Source organism: Sporosarcina sp. FSL K6-1540, assembly GCF_038620285.1.
Classification (GTDB): Bacteria; Bacillota; Bacilli; order Bacillales_A; family Planococcaceae; genus Sporosarcina; species Sporosarcina psychrophila.
Genome location: NZ_CP152018.1, coordinates 2,578,090 through 2,589,828, shown reverse-complemented (window position 1 = coordinate 2,589,828; position 11,739 = coordinate 2,578,090). Strand labels below are relative to the sequence as shown.

Below are 11,739 nucleotides of genomic sequence, written 5' to 3'. Positions count from 1 at the left end.
CCAAAGCTTCAAAGAGCCCTACTAACAACGAGGTTTCCAACAAACTCTTCGAAATCTACAACCAAAGCCCAGAGCTATCCAACGAACTCGGCCAAGTGTCCTACCAAAGCTTCAAAGTGTCCTACTAACAACGAGGTTTCCAACAAACTCTTCGAAGTCTACAACCAAAGCCCATAGCTGTCCAACGAACTCGGCAAAGTGTCCAACCAAAGCTTCCAAGTCTTTAACATGGAGGGGGAGAATTGTCCCTTAAGGTTTTGATCATTACCTGCTGTGGCCAAACTATAAACATTAAAGTACAGCAAGAAAAAAAAGCCGTCTCCTCGATTTTTAAAAATCGTAGTAGACGGCTTTTTTCATAATTCGGTCTTACAGTTCAGTCTCGCATCTCAAGATAAGATAGGGATACTTTCAAATTCGCGTTGCGTACACGAATTTCATTCAGCAAGTCCTGATCTTTTGTATCGGTCTTGCTTCGGATGGCAAATGTATAGAGAATCATCGTCCCCAAGTTCGTTGTTTCAACTTGTCGAAGTTGGAAGTATTCGGTTTTTTCATTCAAGATATCGTCGAATAAATTTTCGTGATTTAGATTTTCAGGGACAGTTACTTTAAGGATTTGCATATCTTTCCCTTTTCCATAGTCCACTTTGTATAGTATATAGAAAATCAGACTGGAGAATAACGTCAATGCAATGGCCAGAGGGAATTGAAACAGTCCTGCTGTCATCCCGACACATAATCCGAAAAAGATGTAGGCGATATCCTTGGCGTTCGTCACGGCACTTCGGAAGCGGATGAGGGAGAATACGGCGAATAAACCAAACGCCACACCGGCATTTCCGCTTACTACGTTCATAACAACTGACACGACAACACTCATCATAATGATTGTATGGACGAACGCTTGTGAATAGCGCTCTCCTGTAAATGTAATTTGATACACTTTCGTAATGATTAAACTGAGGACCGCAGCAAGTGCCATCGCGGTAATACTCATCCACATGGTCGGAGTGGCTCCTTCCAATCCATTAGATGAAAACAAGTTCGTGATCTGAGCCATTTTCTATTCCTCCTGTTAGTTGTTTTTCCAATTCTTTCGGTTCAAAGTATCCTGCCTGGGGTAATACATCTCCACTCAGCAGTTCCATACTGGTACAAAACTTTGATGCACTGCGCTGCTCACACTGAAGCTCCTGTAAAATACGTGTTAGCCAAAGCGGCACACTGTGATCGACTTTCACTTCTAACACGACGAGATCTGGATCGATGAAATGCGTTCCGTACGAACCATTCTCGATATGCAGATCTTCTTTACGGCAACGTAAGTCGAAATCGAAGGTAATTCGCAGTTCTGAATCATGAATACCGTGCAATGCGTGACGGCTATACGATACGACCATTTCGGGACGTAACTGATAGAACTTACGGAAGTAATCAATTTCCTTCATGACTTGCGAATTGGACGTTTTGTAGTGATCCAAGCCCGCTTGACCGTCTTCCTCTAAATAGCGATACGCCTCCCCTAGCGGCAAAAGCATCCGTCTTTTATTGACGACTTTCTTATGTTTCTGCTTCACTTCAAAAAATGCCACGCTTTTAAGATTTGCATCGTCGTATACGCGTAAACGTAATTTCTGGCGGTATTTTAGTTTGTTTTTGGTCTCAAAATAAATGCCTTTCTCTGCATTGTCAAAGTACAGGCTAGTGACTGAATATTTTCCATCGACGCCATTCTTATCATTTCGCATCTCCGGTCCAATCCGTTCCACAAGTTCTTCGTATTGGCGGCGAGTGATTAAATACTTTTGCTCTTGCCGACTGAAGATTTCGATCGCCATATCTATCTACTCCTTTTTGCTGTCGCTCTATGAACTAAATACTAAAAGAAGAACCTTAAACAAACCTTAAAACAATTTAACAACACAAAAAAAGAGATCACGATGATGTGATCTCTTACTTTGGAAGTTTGACTATAAAAGTGGTTCCTTTATTCTGGTTACTTATCACATGAATCGTTCCATTGTGCATCGATACGATCCACTGGGCGATGGACAATCCTAAGCCCATGCCTCCAGTTTCCCTAGTTCGGGCTTTGTCTTCTCGGTAAAAGCGATCGAAAATATATTGGATATTTTCTTCTTTGATCCCGATCCCCGTATCGCTCACTTCAATTACAACTTTCTGATCCTCGCCATATGTTTTCACACGAATACTATCGTTTTCGCTCGTATATTTTAAAGCGTTGTCCACTAAAATTACTATCAGTTGATGCAGCCGAGTTTCATCTGCTTCTATAGTAAAAGGGCTTTGACAATTTAGCGAAAAATGCTTATCCTGCGACTCAGCAATTTCCTTATAAGGCGTACATACGCTTCGGATGAATGTATCGATATGAATGGATTGCTTCATAATCTGTGTTTCTGCCGAATCTGCTCTTGCCAAGGTCAATAAATCCGAAGTGAGTTTGGACAAACGCCTTGTTTCAGACAAGCTTAGGGCTATATTTTCAAACCTATCTGAAATTCTTTCTTGCGGTGCTGTTAGGAGAAGCTCCAGCTTATTTTGAATAATCGTCAAAGGCGTCCTGAGTTCATGTGAAGCATTTTCAACAAACTCCGCCTGCTTATTCCAAGAATGAATAATTGGTTTCATCATCTTTTTAGATAAGATGAAACTTGCAGAAATAGAGAGGACGATGAAGATGACCGACCAGATAATGAACAGTTTCTCAAAGTTGGAAATGATGGTTTGTTCAGCATCCACGTTGATCATCAGTTGTGTATAGGCAATTTCATCCTCATCATTATGGTATTCAAAAAGAATATATCTAAAGTGATACAGTTCACTGATTTTCGTCATTGTAATTTTGTCCATAGTTGTTTTATCCAGCTTATAATCGGTTAGATAGTTTTCATAAAATAAGGTTCCGATTTCATTTTCATTACGTATATTTCCTGCGTTATCCCAATGCATGACAATCACCCTGGGATTTGGTGCATTTTTCCGTCTTTCTTCATCCGGCACAGGCTGATCTAAGTCTCCATCTTTAAGAGGCGGCCGTAACCCCTTTGGATTGTTATCTGTCATCATTTCTTGAAATGATAACAGTTCCTCGTCTGTCTTCGAAAATAATGTATTTTGAACTTGGCCGAAAATGATAATACTAAAGATCGTGAAAATCACAGTAAAAGCAATCAAGTTGAAAATCATAAATTTTAGCTGCTGTTTCTTGAAAATTAGTTTATTAAACATTCCCTTCACCATGGTCTTCCAGCATATAACCTAGCCCACGGAAGGTTTTGATGTATTGATCATAACCAAACTTCTTGAGACTTTTTCGTAAATTACTGGCGTACACCTCTACAACTGTTGTAGAAGTATCAGACTCAAATCCCCAAATTCGATCAAAAATCTGTTCCTTAGTCAAAATAGCGTTTTTATTGTTCATCAAATACTCCAGTAAATCAAATTGTTTTCCATTCAATTTAAGTGTTTCCCCATTAATTTCCACAGTTTTATTTTTGATATTCAAATGTAGTTCCTTAAAAGTTAGAATATTTTCCTTTAATAAACCTCCTGATCTCCTTATCATTGCCTCTAGCCGAACTAATAGTTCTTCTCGATGGAAAGGTTTCACTAAATAGTCGTCTGCTCCCATTTTAAAACCCTTAATCTTGTCATCAATTCCATCTTTGGCTGTCAGCATAATGACAGGAGTCGTGATATTTTGCTTTCTCAAATTTTCTAATACCTCATAACCGTTCATATACGGAAGCATAATATCTAAAATAATTACATCAAAAATATTTTGCTGTGCAAGAAACAGTCCTTCCTCTCCATCGAAAGCCTGCTCGGTATCGAACATTTCCTTTGTTGTTTCACATATTGATTCAGAGAGATACTTGTCATCTTCAATGATTAGTAATTTCATATAGTGCCCCCCTTGTATCATTTATCAACGTTTTAACTTAATTCAACAGAAGTCCCCCACTTCTATAAGTGGTGAGATGAATGCTAGATATGCCTTCAAAATCTGGACGCAATCACGCCGAGGCGTGATTGATATCGTTACGATAGATTATAGGTCCAACTGAAATAAAAGCAAACTTTAATTTCGCATTTCCTTTTTTAAGCTTTGTTTAAGGTTCATCCTAAATAATAGGGTTCTTAGCAAAACATCATCTGAAAAACGGATGAAATTTCATTTGCAAGAAGGAGCTTATGTTGAAAAAACAAAATTCTAAATTTATGAAGGTAGCCGCCTCTCTTATGTTCACCGCATCTTTGTTTGCTTGCAGCAATGATTCAGAAAAGGTAAGTACCAATAATGCGTCTACTGCAAAAGGTGAAAGCTTAAGTACGATTGGGGATCAAGAAATAGCTAGTGTTATTAGCGAGTATGTAAGCTATTCCGATGAAGATTTTTACGAGGATTGGGAAAACGCAACGTCTATTCAGTTGAATGGAAGTGGTGCCAGCTTTGAAGGGGATGGCGGAGTAGTCATCGACAAAAGCATCGTCACGATAACAACTTCAGGCGTGTATGAAATCCAAGGAAAACTGGATGATGGGCAACTCATTGTGGACACAGAAGACGATGGCATCGTTCGGCTCGTTTTGAATGGTGCGGAAATCCATTCTTCCTCTACTTCAGCAATCTACGTGAAACAAGCAGAAAAAACGATTGTTTCATTAGAAGAAGGGACTGAAAACGTTTTATCCGACGGATCTAAGTATGTTTATGAGAATTCAGAGGAAGATGAGCCAAATGCAGCGTTATTCAGCAAAGACGATCTCACCATTAACGGCAGTGGGAAACTAATCGTGCAAGGCAATTACAACGACGGAATCACCAGTAAAGACGAATTGAAAATTACAGGAGGAACAATCCAAATTAATTCAGCTGATGATGGATTAAAGGGAAAAGACCTCCTCGCTGTTAAAGATGGCAATATCCGTATCGAAGCGAGTGGCGACGGCATGAAGTCCACGAATGACAAAGATGCTTCAAAAGGGGTCATCGCCATTGAAGGAGGCAGTTTCGATATCAAGGCAGCTGATGATGGCATTCAGGCTGAGACTTCACTTCTAATCGCAGACGGAGAGTTCAACATTTCATCTGGTGGCGGCAGTCCTGAAAAAATAGCAAATGCTGAAATGGGTCGGCCTACCCCTGGAGAAACGGAAACAAGCACAACTGACGCTAGCTCTGAGACATCTAGTGGCAAAGGGCTTAAGGCAAATGAAGAAGTGGCAATTGGCGGGGGAAGCTTTCAACTGGATTCATTAGATGATGCGATACACAGCGACAACTCGATCACCATAACTGGTGGCGATTTGAAAATGGCTACCGGCGATGACGGCATTCATGCAGATACGTCCATTCTGATCAAAGGCGGGAACATCGACATCACGAAGAGTAATGAAGGGATAGAAAGTAATTCAATCACAATCTTGGACGGGAAAATTCATGTTAAAGCAACTGATGATGGCATTAACATTAGCGAAGCCGACGATAATTCTGACACGACTACTGAACAAGCGAAAGATCCTCTGCTTTCAATAAATGGTGGCTATGTTTATGTCGATGCAGCCGGTGATGGACTCGATTCAAATGGTTCCATATCCATGACAGGCGGTACCGTGATCGTTAATGGACCTACGAATAATGGCAATGGTGCTTTGGATTATGACGAAGACTTTGAAATAAGTGGCGGAGTTCTCATCGCTACTGGAAGTTCTGGTATGGCGATGGCCACTTCAGAAGACTCATCACAGCATACGATCTTGATGACTTATCCGGAGACACAATCTGCAGGAACCAAACTGCATCTAGAAGATAGCGAAGGAAATGAGATTGTGACATTTGCGCCCGCAAAAGACTATCAATCGGTCGTCATTAGTTTGCCAAAACTAACGAAAGATGCTTCCTATACCCTTTACTCAGAAGGGACAACGTCTGGTAATGAAAGTGATGGTCTTTTTGAAGATGGTGACTATCAAGGCGGCACGAAAGTTGTGGAGTTCACAATTTCAGACACCGTAACATGGCTTGATGAATCTGGAATCACCACTGCAAAAACTTCTGGTCCTGGCGGTATGGGAGGTCCAGGTGGTAAGGGAGCGCACGGGGATATGGTTCCACCGGAAGGGATGGAAGCTCCCGAAGGTATGGAAGCTCCCGAAGGTATGGAACGACCTGAAGGGATGATGGAGCCACCAGAAGGGATGAAAGCTCCCGAGGGTATGGAGCCAGAAGGAAAAGGAAATATAAAAAAGATCTATATAATAAATTAAAGGGTTCTCTTCAGAGGTCCAAACCATTTAGAAACAATAGAAAAGGGACTCAAAACCGTGATGGTTTTAGTCCCTTCTTTTTATTATTATATCAATATTTGTAGTTATTTCATGCTTAATTGGCATGTCAATTCACAGGCTAATTAACATCGTTACATAAAAATGGCTTATCGGAGTTTGATAAGCCAATTCCATACATCTTGTATTATTTTGATAATGCAATTTTTATATGGGCTAAGTGGTGCTCTTCGTGCCAAGCTAATTTTGCAACTTTTGTCGCAACTGTTATTTCACCGTTCTTCTGGTGTGTAAAAGCTCGATTTAATTGCTCTTCAGTTAAACTATATCCTAAAGATACGATGCGCTCATTTATACCTTCTAACATTTTAATCGAACTTTCTATTGGAAGCTTTGTATCCGGTTGAATGGCCCACTTTTCTTGATCAAAATCTGGTACTGTTGGATTCTCATCTGTTAAAGCCAGCTTCAAACGTTGATACATGTTCAACTGAGAGTCTGCAATGTGATGAACAAGTTGACGAACTGTCCAGCTACCATCCCGATATGTTCTGCTTAACTCATCATCACATAATGGATCAACAGTTTCTCTTAATCGAATCGTGTAAGTTTCGATTTCCTTTAGCCATTCTTGACTATTTTCTACTGTACCTTTTTCAGGAACTTGTAATTCTCCAATTGGAAATCTTACATCCATTTTCAATCCCCTTTTCCAAATTCGTTATTTCTCTTTCTATATATGTTGACATAAAGAATCCTCTCAACATCGCTTGGGGATGCCTCCCGCAATTAAGCCAGACAGAAAACCGTTGTCAGTGTTATTCAAGAAAATGGCCCGTTTGTGGAAGTTTAGCCTTGTACGTTAGTTTGCTTTAGAACTGGACATTTTTATGTATTTTATCAACCTCCGTGTTCTTCAATTATCCGCATTGCAATGCCCGTTAACTCCCCATGTTCAGTAAATCGTTCACTAAGCATATCCGTAAGAATATGTTCTAGGAAGTATTCTACACAGTTCATATCTTGAAACAGCAGTATTGTCCTTAATGCTTCTTCGTATATCTCTAAAAACAATGGTTCTGGATTATCCTTTTGAATCTCACCAAATGCTTCATAAAGCAAATCAACTTTATCAGCCACAGATAAAATGCGCCCCTCCAATGTCTCATCTTTACCTTCTTTAAGTCGTTCCAAATAAATGGCTTGAAACTCAATTGGAAGTTCCTTTTCTACAAACTTTCTTGTCATTTCTTCCTCTACTTCACTGAAGAGTTGCTTCAACTCTTTCGATGCATATTTTACAGGCGTCTTAATATCTCCTGTAAAAAGTTCCGCGTAATCATGGTTCAATGCTTTTTCATACAAGATTCTCCAATCCACTTTCTGCCCAGATTCCTCTTCGACTGTTCCAAGAAATTGCGCAATTTTTGTCACCTTAAATGAATGACTGGCGACGGAATGCTCCTGATATTTGAACTTTCCTGGACAACGAATAATTTGTTCTAAATCAGATAAACTTTTAAAATATTGATGTACACCCATCCTACTCATCACCTTTCTATATTTTTCAGGGCTTTCGTATAAAAAAAATAGTCATACAGACGTTCATATTTACGACTAGAATAACACGTTTTTTTAAAAAAACAGAGCTATGTTCACTTTAAGCACTGTCTATAATTACTTTCCCTAATTCTAACTAAATTATGCAGGAAAGGGATTAACAACATACAACAAAGAATTTAATCGGTCAATTTAGTCAAATTGACGTGCTTCGGTAGTCTGTTCTGCTACTTCTCACTATTATGATTAACTGGGGCATCTGGATTGTTTCCTTTTTACAAATACAAAAAGACCAACTTCTATTTTTGATTATTATTGCCATTTTTTCAGAATCTTCACTCCTTCTCAGTATTTTAAAAGGACTATCTAACCCTTTAACTTTCAAAAGGAACCTTCTAATTCCCTTTTTTCTTCGACTATCTGGCCCGAATCTGAAGGACGTAGTTTTTATTCAGTTACCCCACTATTATTCCGGATTAACAAATAAAATAGTATTAACAATTCTTTACACTATCAATATATAGGGTTAACAAACCTTATATATTAAAATGTTATAGTGAAATTACTGTCCATGAGGATGGACTATTACAATATAATTGGAGGATGATCTTCTTGAAAATCAAAAAAAAAATCATCTCAGTTGCCCTAGCTTTATCCATAGTGGGCGGAGTTGGCAGTACGCTCTCTTTTGCAACAGATAGTCCAAATCATACTGAAGTCAGCAAGGTAACTGTCACATTTAAAGGGGATACGACCAATTCTAAGGGACTCACTTGGTATACATCACTAGATTACAAGAATAGTGATTTGCAGGTAGTGAAAAGGAAAGGAGCGAAGAAACCTGATTTTAATAAAGCCTTGAAATTTTCAGGTACTGCTTCCCTCTCTACTAATTCCAAGAAAGAGTATGTACACAAAGCTGAAGCAACTGGGCTTAAAGCAGATGCTGAATACTACTTCCGTGTTGGAGATGAAGAACTCAATAACTGGAGTGAAATGGGTTCATTTAAGACATCTCCAAAAGATGGAACTTTTACATTTATTGATTTGGCTGATACCCAGGCTAAAACAGAAGATGAAGCAATTCTTTCATCCCAGACTATCTCTAAGGCTCTAGATACTGTCCCTAATGCTGAGTTCATTGTTCACAATGGCGACTTAGTTGACGATGGAGTCAAAGAGGAACAATGGGATTGGCTTCTAGGACATTCACAGGAAAGTTTGCTAAACACGACGTTTGCACCATCCGCAGGGAATCACGAGGATGAAAATTTTGCTTTTATCGATCATTTTAACTTTGATACACCTGAAAATTCTGCAACTGAGACAGGTGCTTATTATTCTTACGATTATAGTAACGCTCACTTTGTCGTACTTAATAGCAACGAAGACTCCGAAAAATACGCCAATTTTTCAGAAGAGCAAATTGAATGGTTGAAGGATGATGTGAAGGCAGCCAAAGCTGATGGAGCTAAGTGGGTTATTGTCAATATTCACAAGGGTCCTTACACGACATCTAACCATGCAACAGATGATGATATCCTAGATCCAAACGGTGTGAGAAATCAGGTGGCACCACTCATGGCGGAACTAGACATCGACTTTGTTCTTCAAGGACATGACCATATCTATGCACGTACTAAGCCTATCAAGAGTGATGGTACGGCTTCAGAAACCGAAAAAATTATTTGGACTAAAAAAGGACAAACCGTAGAATATACCGTAAATCCAGATGGTACGATTTTTTTGATACCTGCTACAGCTGGACCAAAAGTGTATTACAAAAATCAAGCGCCCGAACTTGGATCAGCTTACTATAATCTCTTTGAAGTGGCAGATGAGAATCATGCAGCTATCTATGGTCCAGATCCGAACGATAACCGCCGTCCAGTACGCGGCCAAATTCAAAACTTCGTCGGTATCACTATTAATAAAGACAAATTGACTGCAATAACTTACGAGATCGATCAAAGCAAAAATAATGCAGAACCTTACATTGTCGATCAATTTGGGATTATCAAGAAATAATAGCCCTTTCAGTACAAAAGGACATTGAAAAAGTAAATAGCAATCTATATTAATAGCATCCTTTTAAACATGCAATATGAAACTGTTCGTAAAAGTACAATTTTACGAACAGTTTCTGTGTGTAAACACCGACCTTTTTTTCTTGCTTGCTATATTAAGTCTTGATTTCTACAACAAATTCTTTCATTAACGTAACTGCTTTTTAGTAAACGGCTAAAAAAACAGCTTCATCCCTTGATACACAAGGGATGAAGCTGTTTTTGTGAATCTACATAGTTAGATTGTGTTAGATCGGTAAGTTTTTTAAACACACTTTAATATATCCACTTCTTTAATTCAAGTAGGGTGCTACATGCACCCCTAGTAGACATAACGCCCGTTTATAGAGCTTAAAAATGGCCTGTATTTATCTTACTCAGGATAATCTCTTCTTGACTAAATAATTGATAGTGATTATCATTATCAAGTAGACAAACTTAATTAATCATAATGGAGGTTACTTATATTAACATGTACGAAAACAACCTAGATCGTTCATCAAGTTCACGATTGCCAATCATCCTATCCTTGCTGCTTCTGTTCTTTTTACTCTCGGGCTGTACCTCTCCCAAAGCAGAAAACTCAGTAGACACTATTCAAGAAGCGGCATCCGCGCCACAGCAGCGGATCATTGAACATGCCGCCGGTCAAACCACTATTGTAGGAAAGCCGGAGAAAATTGTTGTACTCGATTACAGACTGGCCGATCAAATGCTGGCACTTGGCATAAAGCCGTATGCTTCCACTACATACATAGGGTCTCTAGAGCTTCCTTATTTGGACAGCGATGCATTGTCCGGCGTCATTCCGCTTGGTGACTCTGCTAATTTAGAAGCTCTAGTGGAAATGGCACCGGATCTAATCATATCCCGGGATTCCAAGATTAACGATGATCTGAGTAAAATCGCTCCGACAGTGATCCTCGAAAATTCTGATGATTGGCGAACAGGACTAATTAAAATGGGTGTAGTCTTGCAAAAGGAAGAGGAAGCGCAGCAATGGATCGAGCAATATGAACAAAAATTGGACGAAGCCCGAAAACTCATCGCTACACATGTGAAACCTGGTGAAACGTTCATGTATTTACGCATTCAACCGAAAGTCATCCGATTATATGGACCGAATCATGGCTTTGCGGAAATTCTGTTCTCGGGGTTGGAACTCACCCCTGCTCCCGGAATCGAAAGTATTGATAAGGCAGAACAAATTTCGCTGGAATCACTGCCTTCTTTTAATCCAGATCATCTTTTCCTAGAAGTAGGCAACTCTGAAGAAGATCTGGAAGCGCAAACGGATCTAGAGACGTATGCCGCTACTTCTGTCTGGAAAAACCTCACCGCTGTGAAATCAGGACAGGTCTACAATGTGCCCCATTGGACCATCAGTGATTATCCGCTGATTAAGGAAAACTCTTTGAATTTGATCGTTCAAGAGTTAACAAACGTCGAGTGATAGAGAATTACCAAGCTAAAGAAAAAGGTGCGACAGTACGCTTTCCTTAGACATTCACATCACCTTACAGTCCTTTGAACGCGAAGGAGGTATCGTGATTGTATGTAAGTCATCCAGGAATAAGACTCAAAATAAAAAAGTAACTCATACTAAAACAATTTTGGGTTTTATCAGATCCACGTACCTTAAACAAATCAAGAGAATCATCAATAGCTCCAATCCTGTCCCATTTTCCGGTCTATTTATGACACCTCCAATAGTTAAAAAAAGTCTCCCTTTTTACATAAAAGGGAGACTTTTTGCAGGTTGAACAAGGAATTTTAAACAGCTATATTTTAATCA

9 protein-coding genes are annotated in these 11,739 nt (G+C 39.4%); 3 read left to right on the top strand and 6 right to left on the bottom strand.

Going from position 1 to position 11,739, the window contains the following annotated elements; genetic code table 11:
* Window positions 1-376: 376 nt before the first annotated feature.
* From MKY15_RS12190 to MKY15_RS12175, 4 genes are all read right to left on the bottom strand, one after another.
* Window positions 377-1,063, bottom strand: a complete 687-nt coding sequence (locus MKY15_RS12190) for a DUF4956 domain-containing protein (RefSeq protein ID WP_340741562.1) — start codon at window positions 1,061-1,063, stop codon at window positions 377-379.
* Complete coding sequence (locus MKY15_RS12185) at window positions 1,032-1,841, bottom strand: polyphosphate polymerase domain-containing protein (protein WP_342537656.1); 810 nt, start codon at window positions 1,839-1,841, stop codon at window positions 1,032-1,034. The genes MKY15_RS12190 and MKY15_RS12185 overlap by 32 nt, the downstream gene beginning before the upstream one ends.
* A 115-nt stretch (window positions 1,842-1,956) precedes the next feature.
* Window positions 1,957-3,255, bottom strand: coding sequence for an ATP-binding protein (locus tag MKY15_RS12180; RefSeq protein WP_340741561.1), 1,299 nt, complete (start codon window positions 3,253-3,255; stop codon window positions 1,957-1,959).
* Window positions 3,248-3,934, bottom strand: coding sequence for a response regulator transcription factor (locus MKY15_RS12175; protein ID WP_340741560.1), 687 nt, complete (start codon window positions 3,932-3,934; stop codon window positions 3,248-3,250). The genes MKY15_RS12180 and MKY15_RS12175 overlap by 8 nt, the downstream gene beginning before the upstream one ends.
* Before the next feature lie 290 nt (window positions 3,935-4,224).
* Here MKY15_RS12175 and MKY15_RS12170 point away from each other — a divergent pair, with 290 nt between their 5' ends.
* Entirely contained in the window at window positions 4,225-6,300 is a 2,076-nt protein-coding gene (locus MKY15_RS12170; RefSeq protein WP_342537655.1) for a carbohydrate-binding domain-containing protein, read from the top strand.
* A 205-nt stretch (window positions 6,301-6,505) separates the two neighbouring features.
* On the opposite strand, the gene MKY15_RS12165 is transcribed toward MKY15_RS12170, so the two are convergent.
* Together MKY15_RS12165 and MKY15_RS12160 are read right to left on the bottom strand one after the other, a co-directional pair.
* Entirely contained in the window at window positions 6,506-7,015 is a 510-nt protein-coding gene (locus MKY15_RS12165; protein ID WP_187046753.1) for a YfiT family bacillithiol transferase, read from the bottom strand.
* A 203-nt stretch (window positions 7,016-7,218) separates the two neighbouring features.
* Window positions 7,219-7,860: a YfbR-like 5'-deoxynucleotidase gene (locus tag MKY15_RS12160; protein ID WP_067206211.1), complete on the bottom strand. Its 642-nt coding sequence runs from the start codon at window positions 7,858-7,860 to the stop codon at window positions 7,219-7,221.
* 630 nt (window positions 7,861-8,490) lie between these two features.
* Here MKY15_RS12160 and MKY15_RS12155 point away from each other — a divergent pair.
* Complete coding sequence (locus MKY15_RS12155; protein ID WP_342537654.1) at window positions 8,491-9,906, top strand: metallophosphoesterase family protein; 1,416 nt, start codon at window positions 8,491-8,493, stop codon at window positions 9,904-9,906.
* Window positions 9,907-10,416: 510 nt separating this feature from the next.
* Entirely contained in the window at window positions 10,417-11,397 is a 981-nt protein-coding gene (locus MKY15_RS12150; protein ID WP_187046751.1) for an iron-siderophore ABC transporter substrate-binding protein, read from the top strand.
* Window positions 11,398-11,739 lie beyond the last annotated feature (342 nt).

Bases quoted from the DNA above. Each gene is read 5' to 3' on its own strand.
- MKY15_RS12180 (WP_340741561.1), bottom strand. From the start codon at position 3,255: ATGTTTAATAAACTAATTTTCAAGAAACAGCAGCTAAAATTTATGATT.
- MKY15_RS12185 (WP_342537656.1), bottom strand. From the start codon at position 1,841: ATGGCGATCGAAATCTTCAGTCGGCAAGAGCAAAAGTATTTAATCACT.
- MKY15_RS12170 (WP_342537655.1), top strand. From the start codon at position 4,225: ATGTTGAAAAAACAAAATTCTAAATTTATGAAGGTAGCCGCCTCTCTT.
- MKY15_RS12160 (WP_067206211.1), bottom strand. From the start codon at position 7,860: ATGGGTGTACATCAATATTTTAAAAGTTTATCTGATTTAGAACAAATT.
- MKY15_RS12190 (WP_340741562.1), bottom strand. From the start codon at position 1,063: ATGGCTCAGATCACGAACTTGTTTTCATCTAATGGATTGGAAGGAGCC.
- MKY15_RS12175 (WP_340741560.1), bottom strand. From the start codon at position 3,934: ATGAAATTACTAATCATTGAAGATGACAAGTATCTCTCTGAATCAATA.
- MKY15_RS12150 (WP_187046751.1), top strand. From the start codon at position 10,417: ATGTACGAAAACAACCTAGATCGTTCATCAAGTTCACGATTGCCAATC.
- MKY15_RS12165 (WP_187046753.1), bottom strand. From the start codon at position 7,015: ATGGATGTAAGATTTCCAATTGGAGAATTACAAGTTCCTGAAAAAGGT.